Here is an 18508-nt window from a genome sequence, read left to right as displayed (position 1 = left end):
GCGTGATTCGGGTGTTCAGAAGCCCGGAATGCGATCCAGTACGGCATTACCGTTACGGGTGAAGGCTTCCGGCCCGAAGCGCTCCAGAACCCGCTTGCGGGAGCGTTCACCCATTGCTGCCAGATCGGCAGGTCTGCTGATCAGATCCGCCAGAGCGTCTGCGAGGGCAGGGGCGTTGTCGAATGGTACGATGCGCCCTGTCTCGCCGTCGAGGATGCTGGACGGCAGTTCTCCGGCAGGAGTTGCGACAACCGGGAGGCCGCATGTCATGGCTTCATGTCCTGCGACACACATGCCCTCCCAGTGTGACGACTGGACATAAAGATGCAGGGTTTTCAGGAAATCCATGGGCTTTGACGTATAGCCCGGAAGGTCGATCGGCAGATTTCCGGCCGTAATGCGGGCTTGAAGCGCGGCATGCAGAGGGCCATCTCCCGCAATCTGAAGACGAAATGGCGGCAGGTCGGGATGGTCCTTCAGGAGGGCCACGGCATCGCAGAGGATGTCATAGGCCTTGACCGGATTGAGGCGTCCCAGAGAGCCGATACGGACAATCTCGCCCTCTTTCCAAGGTGTTGCGATGGGCGCATCGGGATCGGCGCGGAAAATGGGCCAGGCCGCGAAATTATCGCTTAGGCCGAGTTCTTTGGCGGCGAAGGTGATGACGGATTGGGAGTCGGCGACCCAGAGCGTGGTGTAGGGACGGCAGAGCCTGAGGAGGAATGCGTTGGCCTTCTTGAGGCGTCCGCAATGCTGCCAGTGGACTGTTGGAGTCTTGCGGCGCAGGGCGACCAGTTGTCCCAGAAGTGTGGCGCGGCTCAGTGACGTCCAGATCAGATCGGGTTGGAACGTCTCCATCTCGTCGCGCAGCCAGCGATAGGCCGCGATATGGTCACGCGTCGTGCCTTCGCGTACGCGGACGGGAATGCCTGCGGCTTCGAGCAACGGAATCGCGAGGCCGTCTTTGCGGGCCAGCGCGAAGACCGTCACATCCCCGCCTCGGGCGCGCATGACGGAAACAATATCCGGAATGGGAAGCTGTGCGCCGCCACATTCGAGCGAATTGATGATGTAGGCGATTTTCATGGGGTCGTCTGCGCCAGAATCTGTTCAGCCAGCGTCAGGTCTGACGGCTTGTCCACATCCACCGCGGCGCGCCCGTCCGACAGCGTCACCAGTCGGACGTTCGCGCCGGTGAGCTTCTGGATACGGCGGTAAAGAGCGCTGGAATCCAGTGTACGCGTCACGGCGCGCAGCAACGTGCCGAGGCCAAGAGTCAGAGCCATTCGAAGCGGCTGTTTGCGGTTCTGCTGAAGGCGCTTCCACAAGTCGATGACGTTCCGCGCTTTTGGCGTCCCGATCAGGAACAGGTTACAGCCTGAGAAACTCATATCCGACAGGTGGATATAGGTGCGTTTCGTGCCGGGAACATCGCGTTCGACAGTTGTGCGCAACGCCACACCTGCTGCCAGATCGCAGCCTTGCGCTTTGCTCAGAAACTCCTCAATCCATTCCGGGCGAAGAAGCGCATGGTCGGCTGTCGTTACCAGACAGGGCGTGCCAATCCTGTCGATCGCTTCGGCAACGCTTTCGCTGGGAGAAGGAGCTGAGCGGAGGATCGTGGCGTCTCCTGCGAGGTCCCTGATGCAATCCGGGTTTTCGATGCTGATCGTAACCGGGCCGAGGCCGGGCGTGCGGGCGATGGTGTCGAGCACGCGGGCCAGCATGGGCTGACCCGCGACGGGAAGAAGCGCTTTGTGAGAAACCCGCCCGAGTTTTGCGAGAACATCATTCTCGCCGTCACGCGAACCAGCGAGCACCAGAACCGGAAGACTCATGCCGCGGGGTTACGGTCTGACGTTTTGCGTGATGCTGCCGGACGGGCCCCGTCCGGGCGATCTTTCGGCGGCGAGCCGGTCAGGTCCATGACCCATGGATAGCGGTGCGCCTCTTCAAGATCGTAGCCGAGATTGAAGACGTGTTTGCTGCGGGGCCGGTCACGCGCTTCACGGTAGAAGCTGCTGAACAGACGGTCCGGCACATAGTTCGTGATGCCGTAATTGCCGTCTTCGTCGTGGAAGTGATGCAGGACGTGCAACTGCTTGATGTTCGCCACCCATTTCCAGCGCGGCTTGTAAGCCAGATGCTGGATGCAGTGGAAGAATTCATAGATACAGGTCATGACCAGTGCGGTCGAAAGGGCGCAGAACGCACCGCTCCAGCCCGCGATCAGACCGCCGATCGGCATCGTAATGATGGCCATCGTCGGCACCGTGTTTAGCGGTGAGCCGAACAGAACGTCCAGCAGATGCGGGTCCTGATGATGGTCGAAATGGATGCGCTTCCACAGGGAGGCGGTCCAGTGATTGCGATAGAGCCAGCGCCCATGAAGGATGAAGCGGTGGATCGCATACCAGGCCAGTGGATAGACCACGATCACGACGGGAACGGGGATGAGTGTCACCCACAGGGCAGACGAGAAATGCAGGGCCGCCCAGGCCGCGCCCACGATCAGGGCGAAGTAGAGCAGGATCGTCGGATAGGTCAGATAGGCGAACCAGAGCTGGGAGAGGTTCATCTTTCCCAGATCAAAGCTGCGGCCAGTCCGGATGGCGGACATGTTGCGCCACGGTGCAGTGAAAGTGCTCATCGTTCCTCCATCCGCAGGATCCAGGTCAAACCCAGAAGGGCGCCAAGCAATGGCCCGACGCTGACAGCCAGCGGGGCTGGCAGCGTGCCTGCGTTTCCAAGTGCGGAAATCATTCCCTGCAGGATGACGAAGCCCATTCCGGCGCCAAGAACATACACCGGAAGCGGATTTCGAAGTCCTGCACGGGGAGGGATATAGATCACCGGAAGCGTCAATAGAAGCATTACTGCAATTTCAAACGGTAAAATCATGCCGCCAAAGAGGGCCATGCGGTAGGTGGCTCTGGGCAGACTTGCAGGAGCCCCCTTGTGCAGAATGGCACTGATCTGCCCCGGTGTGACGAAAGCGCCGCTCTGGGACAGTGTCATGATGGTGGATGGGGTGGCGGGGATGACGAAGGTGCTGTCGCCCTTCGTGACGTTCACAAACGATTTGTCCTCGGAAAGGGACAGATCCTGCGCGCCATCAGGATGCCACCGGCCCTGTGTGTAGGTCAGGGTATTCGTATGTTCGGTTCCGGTGAGCAGCCCCGTGGAATCACGGTGATAGATCGTCACATCCCGCAGGAAATATCCGCCCTGGGCGATCTGCCCGATCCGCACCAGAGTGGGGCCTGCGCGAAACCACAGGATGTCGTCTTCAGGCTGTCCGTCCTGTCCGGCCAGAGGGTCTGTCCTGTTCCACCATGTGGTGAGGGCATTTTCACAGGCGGGGACCAGCCAGTACTGGGCGCAGGTTCCGCAGAGACCGACAATCAGGACGGCAGGCAGAAGCAGGCGGTACAGCGAGGGTGTCGAAAGTCCGGCTGCGCGCAGGGCGGAGATTTCGCTCGACAGCGTCATCTGCGTCAGCAGGAAAAGTGCGCCGACCATGAAGGCCAGCGGCAGAATGTCGATGCTGAGTGCTGGCAGGTGCAGGAACGCGAATGTCAGGAGCCCGCGGATCCCGAGATGCCGGTTCAGGATCGGCGTCGTCTTCTCCATAAGGGCCAGAATTTCCAGCAGAGAGACGAGCACGACACCGCACAACATGAACCGGCCCAGCAGGGCCCGGTTGAGCGCCTTGATGAGCACGAAGCGCGGCATGGAAGGCTGAGAGTCGCTCATGCCACAGCCCGTTTCAGCAGACGACGGCGCCAGGAACCCCGGGACCGACGTAGCAGGGCCGCGAGGCAGCCTATACAGAACACGGCCTCCGGCACCCAGATTGCCAGCCAGATCGGCAGACGGCCCGTGGAGGCAAGGCTGTGCCCGAACATCAGGGTCTGGTCGAAGCCGATCAGGATGACTGCGACGGCAATCAGGCCCCAGACGGATTTGCGTCGTCTCGCGCTGATGGCCAGAGCGACCGCCAGTGGAGGGATGAAGGGAATGGCAATGGCGCGGGCCATGCGGAAGTCCATTTCAGCCCGAAGTGTGCGGTATTCGATGCCCGGCAAGCCATAGCGCAGATCATGGGCCAGTTCGAGCAGGGTCAGTTCACGCTCGTCCGCTCCGCGTGTGCGGAACGCGGTTTCCTTGTCCGGCCGATCGATGACGCGGACGACATGCTCGAAATGCGTCACTGTCGGCTTGTGAGGATGGGTTGCTTGAAACGGATCATCCACGATTTCTCCGTTCCACAGATCGAGGCGCGTGCTGCGCGTTTTTTCCGAAATGGTTAGCGCGCCTGTTTGCGCCGTGATGATGTGGGCGACCCCACTGGGGCTGACTTCGCGGATGAAAACGCGTTTAAGGCGGGTTCCGGCATGGCTGACACTGTCTGCGGTCATGACGGCTTTACTGGAGGTGGAGGCGAACATTCCGGCCTGAAGATGGGGCGCCCAGCCGGTATGTTCCGCGAAATAGAAGCCTGCGCGATAGTCATACCGGGCAACGGGCTGGATATAGCCGTACAGGAACACGCTCGCCGCACCGAGAAGCAGGCCGACGATCATGAAAGGACGGCTGATCCGCATGAGCGAGACGCGACCGGCCTGAAGAGCGTCGATCTCGTTGTTGTCGCTCATGCCGCGGATGGTCAGGAAGACTGCGATGCACAACGCCGCGGGCAGGGCGATGCCGAAATAATGGGGCAACAGGTCCGTCAGGAGCGCGATGCAGGTCGCAAGCGAACTGCCTGCGGAGGCGAGATAGTCGAAAAGCGACAGCAGGCGTTCGAGAAGCAGGGCGACCAGCATCGCCAGCAGTGCGATCGCAAATGGCGGCGCCATCTGCGTCAGCAGATAGCGGTCCAGAATATGGGCCCGCTGTTTCACGCGTCTGTCCTTCCTGCCTGTTTTCGCCCGGATCTCTTCCATGACGCCCGTTCGCTGACCGAACCATCCAGCCGGTGACGGGCCAGATCAATGTGCCAGCCCCCTTCATATGAGCGGATCGTCAGGTGATTCCAGCAGGCCTGCCGGTGAGGGCGGTCATCTGTCAGGGAGGCCGATGCCACGCCCAGCAGGGGAATGTCCGTGCCGGCGATATGGGTCAGTGTCGCATCATGGGAGTGGCCGTGCAGGACGATTTCCGCTCCGGCCCGTCGGAGGAGGGCCGCAACCTCGCGGTGATCCAGCAAGGATTTGCGCCAGGAGACGAGGACGCGCTTTGGGGGATGGTGGATCATCACCACCCGGCACAGTCCTTCTTTTCCAAGTTGCTCCAGCAGAGCTTCAAGCCGTTCCCGCTGCCTGCGTCCAACGCGACCGTAGGCCATGAAAGGGGCTGTAGGGATGCCGGAATTAACGCCGATGATCGCAACCCCGTTCTGCAGACGCACATACGGATATTGCCGCGCGGACCAGCGTTCCCACTGATTTAGCCCCGCGGAAGCCGGTTGCCGGACCATGCAGTCATGATTGCCGGGGATCACGAGGGCCGGAGCGGGGAGTGCTTCCAGCCAGCGGGCGGCCTCGGCGAATTCGTCCGGTGTTCCGAAATTGGTCAGATCCCCGCTCACAAGGATCGTGTCCACGCCTGTGCGTCCGATATCCTTCACCAGTGCAGCGCAGGTCTGAGCGAGATGGACGTACTGGCGGTGCTTCTTCCAGGACAGAAGACTCAGGACGCGCTTGTTGAGGGCCGCACGCCAATGAACGGGTGGCGGAGGCAGATGCGGGTCTGAAATATGGGCCAATGTGACATGAGGCGTTGTGACAGGGGACGTATGCCGCGACGCGAGGGGATCTGCGGGCAGGTCAGGGGTCATGATCAGAGAAAGGCCTTGTCAGTATCCACGCCATGAGACGGCGCCCGGGACTGCCGGGATGTGCCGTTCTGGCAGTTCCATCATAGCCGTGCTAGACCCGCCCGCATAGCCGAACGCCATATGAAGATTGCCTCCCCAGTGCGCATAGCCTTGATCCATAATGCCCGTAGCCGGAAAAATCGCCGGAACGGTTCCAGTTTTGCTGTCGAGGCCCAGGCCCTTCTGGGGAAGGATTTCGTTCCCTCCGACAGTCGGGAAGGAACCACCGCTCATGTTCGCCAGCTTTACGAACGCGGTATCGACACCATCATCATCGATGGTGGAGACGGGACGGTCAGTACGGCCCTGACAGCGATCGCGCGCGCCTATCCCGCAGACCGCCTACCCGACATCGTGGTTTTGGCGTCGGGCAATACGAACCTGATTGCCAGCGATGTGGGGTTTGGCCTGAGGGGCATGGAGGCCATCCGTCGTCTGAAAGCAGGCGCCTTACGCTCCAGCATCCGCACGCCGATCCGCCTGTCCTGGCCCGGAACCGACCGGATGCCCGTGCTTGGGCTTTTCGGAGGATGTGCTGGATTTGCGCGGGCCGTTCGCATCGCGCATTCGCCGACGGTGCTGCGTTTTGCACCGCATGATCTTGCGGTGGGGATCACCCTTCTCACCACGTTTGTCAGTCTCATGTTCCGCAAAAGCCGCGAAGCGTGGCTCCGGGGAGATCCGCTTCGGATCGAAACGGGCGGTCATGTTTATGACGGGCAGAGCTTCATGTTTCTTGCGACGGGACTGTCGTGTCTGTCGCGCGGGATCTGGCCGTTCTGGGATGCTGAACCGAATGTCGAAGGTCTTCGATATCTTGATGTCAGCGCACAGCCCGAAAGTCTTCTGCGAGCCACATGGGCGCTCCTGTGTGGTCGTGCACCGCGCTGGCTGCGTCGTCATCCCGATTACGTCAGTGGTCGTACGGACGATATGACATTGGTGACGGAAAGCGATTTCGTGCTTGACGGAGAAGTTTTCAGCGCGGCCCCGGATGGCGTGTTGAGGCTGGAACGTGCGCCCAGCTTCCGGTTCCTTCATGCCTGATGCGCTCGAACAACGACTGATCGGTGAACTGACCACCTCTGTCGATCCGGGCGTCAGCGCTTTTGCGGATGCTTTGGCCCGTGCCTGTCCCGAACCGCCGCTTGGCGTGCTGTTTTACGGCTCGCTTCTGCGCAAGGCCGATCCGGACGGTATTCTCGACTTCTATATTGTCACCGAAAATGCAGAAGGCTTTTCAGGTGGCCTGATCGCCCGGACCGGAAATCTCGTGCTGCCGCCCAATGTGCGGTATTCGGAATTCCGATATCAGGACCGCGTTTTGCGTGCCAAGATCGCGGTCCTGTCCCGTGAGCAGTTCGCCGCCCGCACCAGTCTTGGCGCTTTGGATACCACGATCTGGGCCCGTTTCTGCCAACCGGTCCGGCTGGTCTGGGTGCGCGGACCGGAGAGCGCGGACAGTCTTCTCACCCTGATTGCGGGATGTGTGATGACGGCCTCATGCTGGGCTGCTCTGCTGGGGGCGCCTTCCATGACGGCGCTGGAGTTCTGGCAAACCCTGTTCGCCCATACTTATGCGTCTGAATTGCGGGTTGAGAAAAAGGGGCGTGGTAACAGCATTCTGGAAGGACAGGAGGAGCGTTACGCGGCCCTGCTGCCGCTGGGATGGGCAAGGGCAGGACTTCAGTTCTCCGCTCATGACGATACTCTGGAGCCTGTTTTGAGCACGACTCTGCGCCAAAAAGCGGTGCGTCGCTGGGCGCTGGTTCAGACATCCGGCCGTCCACGGAATGTGGCGAGACTGCTGAAAGCGGCTTTCACCTTTGAAAACGGCGCGTCCTATCTCGCCTGGAAAATACAGCGCCATACGGGCTTTGACATGCAGTTGTCGCCCTTTGAAAGCCGGCATCCACTTGTGATGCTGCCACGACTTCTCTGGCGGGCCCGAAAGCTGTTGGGTCGTCCGAAAGCATAAAAAAGGGGGATCCGTTGGATCCCCCTTTTTTATGGATTATAACCCGAAATGTCTGGCGACTTCGCCGAAGACTGCGACCGCGCGGTCGATTTCCTCGGGCGAATGGGCCGCCATCACCGAACAACGCAGCAGAGGGCGGTTGTCAGGTGTTGCCGGCGGCAGCGAGAGGTTCACATAAACCCCGTTTTCCAGCAGCGCGTTCCAGAAGGCTACGGCCTGATCCACGGTTTCAAGCGTTACGGCCACGACGGGTGAGATATGTTCGCCGGTCTTGAGGCCAGCTTTCTGAAGGCCCGCATGCAGACGTGCCGCATTGTCCTGAAGCTTGGTCCGCAGTTCCGGGTGTTCCTGCATGTCCTCGAGCGCTGCCATGGTGGCGGCAATGATCTCAGGGGGAAGGGACGCCGTGAACATATAGGGGCGTGAGCACAGGCGCATCAGGTCCACACCGTCATGGTCTGTGACGCAGTAGCCGCCGACGGTGCCAAGCGATTTGGAGAAGGTCCCGACCACGAAGTCGATGCCGTCCTCGCAACCCTGAACTTCCGCAACGCCACGGCCATGCGCGCCCATAACACCAAACGAATGGGCTTCGTCTGCCATCAGATAGGCGCCGTGGCGCGTCTTGATGTCCACGAACTTGTCCAGAGGAGCGACATTGCCCGTCATGGAATAGATGCCCTCGGCGACAATCAGCTTCGCGCCCGGATGATCCTTGAGACGCGCAAGGCGCTTTTCCAGATCGACCGGATCGTTGTGGCGGAAGCGGATGACCTGCGCGCCGGACAGCTTGGCGCCGTCATAGATGCTTGCATGGCTGTCCGCATCGAGCAGCAGAATGTCGTCCTTGTTCACCAGCGCCGAGATCGTGCCGAGATTGGCCTGATACCCGGTGGAGAACACCATACAATGCTTGCGTCGGAAGAACTCGGCCAGACGGGCTTCGAGCTTGCGATGCAGGCCGAAGGTGCCGTTTGCGATGCGTGAGCCTGTCGTGCCGACGCCCATCGTCTCTGCCGTTTCCACGGCGGCTTCGATGGCTTTTTTCGACTGGCTGAGACCAAGATAGTTGTTGGTCCCGAACAGGAGCGTTTCACGGCCTTCGATGATACCGACGCTGGCGGAAACCGGACGCTCGATCACGACTTCGAACGGATTACGCGGCGACGTGGCCGTCAGGGCGTCGTAAGCTTCGCGCAGTCCTGCATGTTTGGCGAAGATATCGATCACGCCTGGGCGACCTTCAGCGCGTGCAGGCAGCCAGCCAGATCATTGATGGTACGGATATCGGCCAGCTTGTCGAGAGGGACGGAAACGTCGATTTCGTCTTCGATTTCCATGACGAAGTTCATGACGGCGAGACTGTCAAAGGCAAGATCTTCGACAATCTTGCTGTTGCCATCGATGTCCCGGGGAACTTTCGGGTTGGCAAGCAGTTTCTCAATGATCATTGCGGAAATGTCGGTGACGCTGTCAGTCATGGACTTCAACTCTCGATGTCTGTGCAATCTTGGGCAAGCCTTATGCTCCAAACCCGTCCCGTTCGCCAGCCCTCTGTGTCTTCAGGCAATGTGGCAAACGGAACGGGCAGGATCAGGCAGCCGAAGACGTGGTTTCGGGCTGCTGGTCAAACTGCCCGGAGAGCAGCATGGTCTTGGCTTTAGCGCGGGTCAGCTTGCCGGAGGATGTCTGGGGTAGCGTGCGGGGCGGAACGAGGATGACGTCCACATCCACTCCGTGCTGGCGGCGGAACAGACTCGTGACCTCATCACGGAGCTGGTTGCGGCTCGCATCCTCGCTCGCACGGCACTGGACGAGGGCCACAATCTTTTCGCCTTCTTCTCCGTCCACTGAGAATACGGCCACGTCACGCGAACGTAGGGTCGGGATCTCGCTTTCGGCGGACCATTCCAGGTCCTGCGGCCAGATATTGCGTCCGTTGATGATGATCAGGTCCTTGGCGCGTCCGGTGACGACGATCTGACCATTGAGATGATAGCCAAGGTCACCGGTATTCAGCCAGCCATCTGCATCAAGAACCTCTTCGGTCTCGTCAGGGCGGCGGAAATAACCGCACATGAGGCTCGGCCCGCGCACATAGACGGTTCCGACCTGCCGGTCTGCCAGGTCACGGCCAGATGCATCCCGGACTTCGATCTGGTGGTCAGGGAGCGCCGCACCGCATAGCACAAATGTCCGCAACGGAAGGGACGGATCGTTGGACGGTTCGGCAATGCCGTCCTTTTCAAGGCGGCGCAGATCAATCGTGTCGGTCTGGATGCCGGTGTCGAGCGGGGCAAAACTGATGGCGAGGGTTGCTTCTGCCATGCCGTAGCTCGCGACAAAAGCGCTGGCGCGGAACCCGTTGGACGCAAACCGTTCGGCAAAGCCTTCGAGGATGTGATGGCGGATCATGTCGCCACCAATCCCTGCAATGCGCCAGCAGGACAGGTCCAGGTCAGCCTGACCGCTACGGCGGGAGCAGAGTTCGTAACCGAAAGACGGACTGTAGGCGATCGTCCCGCGATTGCGTGAAATCAGGTCCAGCCAGACATGCGGACGGCGGGCAAATTCGCGGGTCGGCAGCAGATCAACGGAAAGCTGGCAGGTCAGGGGAGTCAGGAAGAAGCCGACAAGACCCATGTCGTGATAGAGCGGCAGCCAAGACACGCAGCGGTCATCGCGCGGGTCTTCGGCCGGATGAACGTGCAGGCCGTCGCGGGCGATGGCTCGGGCGTTGGCCATGCCAGCCGCCTGCGTGACCGAAACGCCCATCGGAAACCGGGTGCTTCCCGAGGAAAACTGGAGATAGGATAGCGCTGTCGGGGCGATTTCCGGCAGTTCGACGCGGGCTTCGGCATGACGGTTAAGATCGGCAGGAGATCCGCCGAACACCAGATCCAGTCCCTCGACGATGTCGCTGGTCCAGCTTCCGATCACGTCGGGCACCACGACGGCACGGGCGGCGGCGCTTTGAATCATGCCACGCAGGGTCGCCACATAGCCGTCCTTGCCGCCGAACGCGACGGGGAGGGGAAGCGGCGCCGGAACAAGACCGGCATACTGGCAGCCGAAGAAGATACGGGCAAAATCGCCATCGCTTTCCGCAACGATTGCAACACGGTCACCGGGCGTGAGGCCAAGACCCAGCAGACGGCAAGCCATTGAACGGGCCTGCTCGCGTAATAGACGGTAAGGGAGTGCTTCGAGAAGCTGTCCGCGACCGGAATAGATGTTGAATCCGCTCTCACCCTGTGCCGCGTAATCGAGTGCGGCTGCAAAGCTGGGGAAATCTCCGTAACGTCGTTCCAGACCGGATCGGCTGGGCGTCGGGACGGGATTGGCGGTTGGGTTCTGGTTGGCCTCGGTCAAACCTGGACTAGCTCCGTTTGGGTTGCCTGACATCAGGCTGCCCTTTTCAGAAAATCGACGATTGCGTCCGCCGCAGCGGGAGCAGTGGGTTCATCACCCAGTGTTTCGAATGTCTCTAAACCATATTGGCGCTGCGCCTCAAGAAAACGAGGATGCGTTTCGAAGGCATTCTCGATCTTGTCGCCCAGATCCAACACATTTTCCGTCACCGGCCCCAGCGTCCAAAACTGATAATCCGGATCTCCATTCCATTTCACATGGTGGGCGTTGAGGAAGAGACAAGGGCGGGGACGGATCATGAATTCCGCCACCTGACTACTGACATCTCCCAGATAGAGGTCTGCCCCCATCGTATAGGTCATGTCGATGCTTCGGTGGCTTCCAGGGTCGATCAGCATGTGCGGAAGATGCCCATACTGACGTTTCAACGCTTCGCCTTCCTCGCGACGATTGTCGAAAAGACGGAAATGAGGTGCAAAAACAAGATTGTAGCGGTCCTGTCCGGCAAAGAACTCCAGAATCTGATGCCCCATCCCGGGCCATGAGGACAGGCGGCGAACGAAATGAGGATTATACAGGATCGTGGGCCGGTTGTTATTAAAAAGCTTTGGCCGTTTCGCATCCATCCGTCGCACGAGATCAAACTTGGCATAGGTGCCGCGATGATACGCGCCGGGACGAATGATACCTTTTTCCAGCATACGCTGCTCTACCTTGCGGCCGGGAACCAGCAGAAAGTCGAATTTTCCGAGGTGGCTGGCAAATCCGATGGCCCGATCTCCGGCGCCATGTCCCGTCCAGATCATTTTTGGACGTCTTACGCCCATGCGGCGAAGCTGCAGGGATGTGGCTTCCGGCACGATGATGGCGTCAAAGCCCCGGAAATAATGCCGGGATGCGAAGAGGCCGATCAGCCTGTCCACCACCCGCAGTCCATGTTTCTCGATGCGGCGGCGGAGGGTTTGGGAAATAGGCAGCAGGTCGAACTGGACGCGGGCTTCTGGATAAAGGGTTGCGAGGGAGCGGGCCAGTTCGAGATGGCTGACGGTCAGGCAGGACACATGGACCGCCACGTCCGGATGGCGGGCAGAAATCTCCAGAGCAACGGGCAGGGCGTGCAGGGTCTGATGACGCTGGCCGATGAGGGGAAAGGCCACCTTCATGCTGCAAGACCATCGGGGCTGCGGGCCGCGCGGATCACGAGGACCAGCTGAATCGTGATCAGTAATGTCACACCGCAGAACGTCGCCGGGCCCACACCGCTCAGCCCGTACTGGCGGACCATCATCACCAGCGCCGGGAGAAAGAACAGGCATTCGAGAATGCGTGCGCCGATCGCAGCACCCGAGCGGTTTGTCGTGAACAACAGCGGCTCCAGCGGCAGGCCCCAGACGGTTACGACTTCGGCAGCCAGCAGCCACAGCGTGACGGGCAGAGCTTCCGTAGCGCCTGTGTGTCCGATGTAAAGCTGAAGCAGCGGGCGTCCGGCGAACAGTGTCAGCAGGAGCAGGGCCGTCCCGATCCCCCCGGCCATCAGGGCGATCTGTCCCGTCATGCGATACAGGCGGTTCATGGCCCGATCGCGCCACAGCCGGGCCATTTCCGGATAGACGGTCGTCTGGATCAGGGTGGCGGGTTTTGCAATCCCTGCGGCAATCTGGCTGGCAATCCGGTAGTAGCCTGCGCTGGTCGGACCGACGAATGCGCCGACCACGAGCGTGCCGATATGCCCGAAAGCGAGGGCTAGCGTGGAATTGAGGTTCGTATTCAGCGCAAAGCGCCAGATCCCCGGATAGGCGCGAAAAAACTGTCCGTTCAGAAGTTCGGGGATAATCCCGAGCATTTCCTGGAACAGTCCGCGGATCAGGTTACGGCGGTACATTTCGCGGGCTGCCATGAAGAAGATCGTGCCCCACGCAGCGGCTTCCGCGGCAATCCAGACGCTGGCAAGGGCTGCCACAGAAGCCCACCCCAGAGCCATCGAGGCCGTTCCGATAACCCGGACGATGGTGGCGACGGTTCCTTGCACGGCCAAGAGGTCGTAGCGGTCGAACACCCGCAGCAGGCCAGTTGCGGTCGCGGATGCCATGAAGAGGATGGAGACGCAGTAAACAACGCCGATAATGTGGATCTGGGGTGGCCATCCTAGGAAATTCATAGCCATAAGACTGATGAGAACACCGCCGCCAAAACCCAGAAGCCCTCCCGCGCCATCCAGAAGAAGGCTGAAGGACACGATTTTCTGGAAACTACGACGATCCCCTTGCGTTAGGGGTTTCAGGCCATAGTGCAGAACGGTCTGCCAGGATTGGAAGTCGACGATATCCCCCATCGTTCGTGCGAAGGCATACATCATGGCAACGAGTCCGAAGCCGTAGCTGCCCAGCAGGTGGGTCGCGAGCCAGATATGAAGGAGGCTCAGCGGAGCATTCACGGCACGTCCTCCCAGAAGGACGCCCAGATTGCTCATGACGCGCTGGATACCGCCGGGCCTCGCTGCCTGAGAAGACGATGAGTCGTCTGACATCAATTTATGGAAACTTTCGTAACAGTCTTGTCGTTAACGTCAGTGGCGAACAGAAATAGGCGTTTCCCTGAAAATCTGAACTCACTTTTTGTGACGGAAAATTGCATTCATATACGGACCAGAGCGTCTTGTTGCGCAGAATGTCCGATCTGAAAAGAGGGTTGCGGCCGTTGCGTCGTATGGTGGGCGTGCCATAAAGGTGCATTGCATCCTTGCGGACGGTCCCATGCACATATTCTCTCAGGACGACGCATCCGCCAGAGCGGGCGCGTGGCTTACCGTCAATCTGAAGGCCATTGCCGATAATTATGATCTCGTCGCCGGGCTAGGCGCGGGGGCAGAGTGCGCGGCGGTGGTCAAGGCGGATGCTTATGGGCTGGGGGCGGCGCAGGTCGCACAGGCTCTGGCCGCGCGAGGCGCTGAAACGTTCTTCGTCGCGCATCTTGATGAAGGCATGACGTTACGGGAGACACTGCCCCACGCACGGATTTTCGTGCTGCATGGCTTCATGCCAGACTGTGAGAGCAGGATGCAGGCGCATGGTCTTACGCCCGTTCTGAACAGTCTTGATCAGGTGCGGAGCTGGAAGCAGTTGTGTGAGCGGGCGGGGCAGGCTCTCCCGGCGGCGCTCCAGTTCGATAGCGGGATGTCGCGTTTTGGTCTGGGCGTTGAGGATCTGACGGAGCGGAACCTTTTCGAGGGGCTGAACCTGCAACTCGTGATGAGCCATCTGGCCTGTGCGGATGTGCCCGACAGCCCTGCCAACGAGATGCAGCGACAGCGTTTCGTGACGATGGCGGCGGCTTTTCCCGGTGTTCCCCGCTCTCTGGCGGCGTCATCCGGGATTTTTCTGGGGCCGGACTATCATTTTGAACTGATCCGGCCGGGGGCGGCCCTTTATGGGATTGCGCCTTACGAAGGGCATCGTGTTCTTGCGCCGGTCGTTTCGCTCGATGCACGCATTGCTCAAATCCGCACGATCCAGCCCGGAGATCGTGTGGGGTATGGTCTAAGCTGGACAGCTTCAAAGCCGACGCGCATTGGCACGCTTGGTCTCGGATATGCGGATGGGTTCTTCCGTGCTCAGGCGGGACAGGCGAGTGTCTGGCATGGTCAGGCGCGGCTTCCGGTTATCGGGCGCGTCTCGATGGACAGTATTTCCGTGGACCTGACCGACGCACCTGCCGATCTGAAAGCAGGGGATGTCCTCTCGGTTCTTGGGCCGCAGCAGGATGTGGATGCGCTGGCACGATCTGCGAGGACGATCGGATATGAAGTTCTGACCTCACTCGGAAGCCGCTTTCATCGGGTTTATACGCCGGCGGCCTGAGCTGTCTCAGACCGATTTGCGGATCGAGATGGAGACAGTCCGTCCCAGCGGGTCCAGAAAAGCAGGTTCATAGCCCGCCGGTGTCACGCCGAGGCCGTTGCGGGCGCGGATGCGGCTGTTGAATAGGTTGCTGACCGACACCATGACCCGGAAATTCTTGGCCCATCTGCGCTTCTGCCAGCGCGGAATTTCCCCCAGATCGGCAAAAGCCGTCGTATCCACCGTGGCGAGATCGCTGAAGAACAGGCTGCTGGCATGAGTGCTGGCGAGCGTGGAGGTTGCGGACTGCCATTTGGTTACGAGGCGGAAGCCGAACCCGTTTTTGAAAACGCCGCCCTGAAGCTCGACTTCATGCCGCGGCTGGCCGCCTGTTCCGCCGATGGTCCCGCCGTTGAGCAGGTCGATAGGGGGGAGGCCTGAGCGAAGCTGCACGGTGTCCTTAAGGCGCCAGACCTGCGTCAGAACAATATAATACCGTCCTCCCGCACCATGTTTTCCGCCTTTTCCTTCCGGCTTTTTTCCAAGCGGTCTGGAAAAAGAGAATGTCGCGTTCCACTCGTTGCGCTTTTCCATCAGCGCATTGACCGGACGGATATCTACGACATCGAGAATGCCGTCCGAATTGCGCTGGTAGCGGTCTGGAAATGCGTCTTCGATGGCGGCGGTCGCGGTCGGTAGGCTCATGACCGGGTTGTGGTTTCGGTCCCGGACGTAGTTCACATGCAGACGGGCGCCGTCGAGAAAGCTTGGGGAAATGATCGTCCCGATACTGATTTCGTGCCGATCTGCGGCCTGAAGGTTCCGGTTGCCGCCTGAAATCGTCGTTACCTGAACCGACCGTCCGGTGACGTAATCATAGGTCGTGACGTTGGGCGTCTCGATCCGGGGGGCAATAAGGTCGGTGGCGTCGGGGGCCTCGGTCCGGTCGGTGACGGAGAACGGGAACTGGACCCACGGCGCAGGCTCCCACGTCACGCCGCCGCCGATCGTTCCCAGCGTTCCGAAATGGGACACCTGACTGATGGCGCCATTGATGTTCGCATCGAGCTTGCCCAGAAATGACAGGACATGCTTGCGCGCATTGGCGATGGGAATATCGCCGTCGATCTGAAGGGTGCCGACATCGCGGCTGATATGGGTGCGTTGCAGCTTGCCCTGACTGAGCGAGGTGGCGTTCTGCTCTGTTAAGCTACCGGTCGGCGCGATGCTGGTGGAGACATCCCCCGCGGGCAGGGAAAAGAGCGAGCCGGACAGCAGGCCCGTGATTTCGCCGCTCGTGCCCGTGGTGTGGCCGCGATTAACCAAACGGTTGTTCAGCCAGTTGCGGTCCACTTTGGAAAATGGATCAAAACTGCTGAGGCCGCTGGTCAGGGCTGTCTGGGCGGCGCTCAGGTTAAGGCCGGTCTGGCTGTTGGTGGACGTGGTGGAGCGGTCGAAGCTTCCTGTGCTGTTCCACTTCCAGTCTCCTACGTCGCCGTTGAAATTCACCCCGGCATGAACGGTGTCCGTATGCGCCGTGTGTTGCAGGGCGGGAACGGTGGTATAGTTCCGGTAGAGCAGCGTGTCCTGAGAAAACGGCGAATAAAGACTATCAGCCGGAAGGGTGAGGATGCCGCGTGCCGGTCCCTGAAGGCTTTCGGAATTGCTATGGGTGTAACTGGCATTGAACGACGCCGACACGGTCTTGAAGATCTGATCGGCATAAACGCCGTTCAGCTTCAGTTCGTGCGTTCTGGGTTGCAGGCTGTAATCGCAGGCGTTTGAACTGACATGCGGCGCATTGGCATAAGCCGTGAAATCCTGAAGCGTCGGAACCTGCCCCGCCACCAGTGATGGTACGCCTGCGGATGTAACGCTCTGCCCGACCAGTGCATCCAGAGCCGGATCGAGGCTGCCGCCACTGACGGACGTGACATTGCCCGCGTTGGAATATAGACCGCTTGCGGACGGGGGTGTCACGCCGCGATCACTGTCGAGCAGACGGGCCTGCACTTCATAACGGGCGCTCAGATTGATCCGCCGCTCGCCTGAGAGTTTTGTAAAACTCGCGCCCAGAATACCATCGTCTCCTCCGGCATCGGTGGACGTGCTGCCATAAGTGCGCAGTCGCACGGCGCGGAAATTTTTCACCGTAATGATGTTCACCACGCGCTCATCAGCCGGATAGCCGTAGCGCAGGGCTTCTTCTTCAGTGAAGATTTCGACCCGGGCAATGGCTTCGAAGGGCAGGTCGTTGACCTCCTGCATTCCCGAAATGCGCTTACCGTTGAGCAATACAACCGGCGTATTTCCGGTAGCGCCCCGGCCCGAGCGTGTTTCGGGGGCAATGGCCGTCAGAAGATCGGCCGCAGTATCAACGCCATAGGAACGGATCTCATCAGACTGGATCTGCATGATCGCCTTGGCGTCACCCAGAACGGCTCCAGCGGGTTTGTGTCCCTTGACGACGATTTTTTCGCCACCGTTTACGGAGGTGGTGGAGGTCGTAACACTTGTGCCGCTGTTCTGTGCTGCGGGCGGTGTCGTGACAGATGCTGTAGTCGTCTGTGCGGATGCGCTGACCAGCAGGCTGCCGAGGCCACAGACCAGCCCAAGCGCCGGACACAGCAAAGGACGACCTATAGGAGGAAGGATGCCAGTTTTCAGGTCATGATCTGCCATGCGCTTGTCTGCGTCCTTCTGCATTCCATTTGGGCCAGAACGTCCATATCGGATACAGATTGTCACGAATCTGCAAAGATTTCGTAACAGCGGAAGGCCATTTGAAGCCGGTTTTGACGGATTTGCTTTCAGATGTCGAGCAGAAAGGGCTGCTCAGCCCGCCACCATGTTCCGGCTTCGCATCATATTTCGGCGCGTTTCCTCGTCCAAAATATCGCGGATCCGGCGCGTCAGTTCGGTCGCATCGGTATATTTTCGGCCATAGGTCAGATTGAATGTATGGTCGAAATCGTCCGGGTTGAGGCCTGCATTGTGCTGGCTGATGGTTTCGATCTTATCGAACGCTTTGGCCAGCCGTGCTTCGGGGGACGCCGCGTTTTCATATTCGTCCCACAGCTCCAGAAACTCTGCCTGCAGGTCGGCAGGCAAAGGGGCCATGATCGTCAGCAGGTCTTCGCGCTCCTGCGCCGCCTTGTTGGCGGAGGCATGAGCGGAGATTGCGGGGACGTCGCCATGAATGGCTTCACCCAGATCATGAAGAATGCAGATTTTGAGGAGCTTTAGAAGGTCGATGTCCTCAAGCTGGTCGGCAAAGGTCATAACCAGAAGGCAGAGCGCCCAAGTATGTTCCGCCGTGCTTTCGGTCTGCCCGCCGTGGGTATAGGTCCGTCTAAGGATATCCTTCAGCCGGGAGGCTTCCCGGAGAAAATCGAGGCGCTTTTCAAGATCGCCTTTCGTCATGAAGCAAAGTCCAGTCTG

16 protein-coding genes are annotated in these 18508 nt (G+C 60.0%); 3 read left to right on the top strand and 13 right to left on the bottom strand.

Going from position 1 to position 18508, the window contains the following annotated elements; translation table 11 throughout:
* Positions 1-15: 15 nt before the first annotated feature.
* From JK176_RS08135 to JK176_RS08110, 6 genes are read right to left on the bottom strand one after another with little or no spacing between them, the layout of a single operon-like run.
* A complete protein-coding gene (locus tag JK176_RS08135; protein ID WP_211587396.1) occupies positions 16-1086 on the bottom strand; it encodes a glycosyltransferase in 1071 nt (356 codons plus the stop codon).
* Positions 1083-1838 carry a nucleotidyltransferase family protein gene (locus JK176_RS08130; RefSeq protein ID WP_211587395.1) on the bottom strand — a complete coding sequence of 252 codons (756 nt, stop codon included), beginning with the start codon at positions 1836-1838 and terminating at the stop codon, positions 1083-1085. Before JK176_RS08130 ends, JK176_RS08135 begins: the two co-directional genes overlap by 4 nt.
* On the bottom strand, positions 1835-2650 hold the full coding sequence (locus tag JK176_RS08125) for a sterol desaturase family protein (protein WP_211587394.1): 816 nt from the start codon (positions 2648-2650) through the stop codon (positions 1835-1837). The genes JK176_RS08130 and JK176_RS08125 overlap by 4 nt, the downstream gene beginning before the upstream one ends.
* Positions 2647-3756 (bottom strand): LptF/LptG family permease, encoded by a 1110-nt coding sequence (locus tag JK176_RS08120; RefSeq protein ID WP_211587393.1) that lies wholly within the window; start codon positions 3754-3756, stop codon positions 2647-2649. The genes JK176_RS08125 and JK176_RS08120 overlap by 4 nt, the downstream gene beginning before the upstream one ends.
* Complete coding sequence (locus JK176_RS08115) at positions 3753-4907, bottom strand: LptF/LptG family permease (RefSeq protein ID WP_211574258.1); 1155 nt, start codon at positions 4905-4907, stop codon at positions 3753-3755. Before JK176_RS08115 ends, JK176_RS08120 begins: the two co-directional genes overlap by 4 nt.
* Positions 4904-5842: a metallophosphoesterase gene (locus tag JK176_RS08110; RefSeq protein ID WP_211587392.1), complete on the bottom strand. Its 939-nt coding sequence runs from the start codon at positions 5840-5842 to the stop codon at positions 4904-4906. Before JK176_RS08110 ends, JK176_RS08115 begins: the two co-directional genes overlap by 4 nt.
* Before the next feature lie 120 nt (positions 5843-5962).
* Here JK176_RS08110 and JK176_RS08105 point away from each other — a divergent pair, with 120 nt between their 5' ends.
* Together JK176_RS08105 and JK176_RS08100 are read left to right on the top strand one after the other, a co-directional pair.
* The gene (locus JK176_RS08105; protein ID WP_249194339.1) at positions 5963-6928 is read left to right on the top strand and encodes a diacylglycerol kinase family protein; all 966 of its coding nucleotides are present in this window, start codon (positions 5963-5965) and stop codon (positions 6926-6928) included.
* Entirely contained in the window at positions 6921-7859 is a 939-nt protein-coding gene (locus JK176_RS08100; protein WP_211587391.1) for a hypothetical protein, read from the top strand. The genes JK176_RS08105 and JK176_RS08100 overlap by 8 nt, the downstream gene beginning before the upstream one ends.
* Positions 7860-7895: 36 nt before the next feature.
* On the opposite strand, the gene spt is transcribed toward JK176_RS08100, so the two are convergent.
* From spt to JK176_RS08075, 5 genes are all read right to left on the bottom strand, one after another.
* A complete protein-coding gene (spt, locus tag JK176_RS08095) occupies positions 7896-9089 on the bottom strand; it encodes a serine palmitoyltransferase (protein WP_211587390.1) in 1194 nt (397 codons plus the stop codon).
* Entirely contained in the window at positions 9086-9340 is a 255-nt protein-coding gene (locus JK176_RS08090; RefSeq protein ID WP_062027581.1) for an acyl carrier protein, read from the bottom strand. Before JK176_RS08090 ends, spt begins: the two co-directional genes overlap by 4 nt.
* A gap of 112 nt (positions 9341-9452) precedes the next feature.
* Entirely contained in the window at positions 9453-11264 is a 1812-nt protein-coding gene (locus tag JK176_RS08085) for a fatty acyl-AMP ligase (protein ID WP_211587389.1), read from the bottom strand.
* Entirely contained in the window at positions 11264-12394 is a 1131-nt protein-coding gene (locus JK176_RS08080; RefSeq protein WP_211587388.1) for a sensor domain-containing protein, read from the bottom strand. Before JK176_RS08080 ends, JK176_RS08085 begins: the two co-directional genes overlap by 1 nt.
* Complete coding sequence (locus tag JK176_RS08075) at positions 12391-13758, bottom strand: lipopolysaccharide biosynthesis protein (protein WP_211587387.1); 1368 nt, start codon at positions 13756-13758, stop codon at positions 12391-12393. The genes JK176_RS08080 and JK176_RS08075 overlap by 4 nt, the downstream gene beginning before the upstream one ends.
* Positions 13759-13984: 226 nt before the next feature.
* On the opposite strand from JK176_RS08075, the gene alr reads away from it, so the two are divergent.
* A complete protein-coding gene (gene alr, locus JK176_RS08070; protein WP_211587386.1) occupies positions 13985-15088 on the top strand; it encodes an alanine racemase in 1104 nt (367 codons plus the stop codon).
* 6 nt (positions 15089-15094) lie between these two features.
* Here alr and JK176_RS08065 read toward each other — a convergent pair whose 3' ends face one another.
* Positions 15095-17749, bottom strand: a complete 2655-nt coding sequence (locus JK176_RS08065) for a hypothetical protein (protein WP_211587385.1) — start codon at positions 17747-17749, stop codon at positions 15095-15097.
* A gap of 153 nt (positions 17750-17902) precedes the next feature.
* Complete coding sequence (locus JK176_RS08060) at positions 17903-18490, bottom strand: HD family hydrolase (RefSeq protein WP_211587384.1); 588 nt, start codon at positions 18488-18490, stop codon at positions 17903-17905.
* Between the last annotated feature and the right edge of the window lie 18 nt (positions 18491-18508).

It is taken from the genome of Gluconobacter sp. Dm-73 (assembly GCF_018256215.1).
Lineage (GTDB): Bacteria > Pseudomonadota > Alphaproteobacteria > Acetobacterales > Acetobacteraceae > Gluconobacter > Gluconobacter cadivus.
This window is presented reverse-complemented; position numbering and strand designations above follow the sequence as displayed.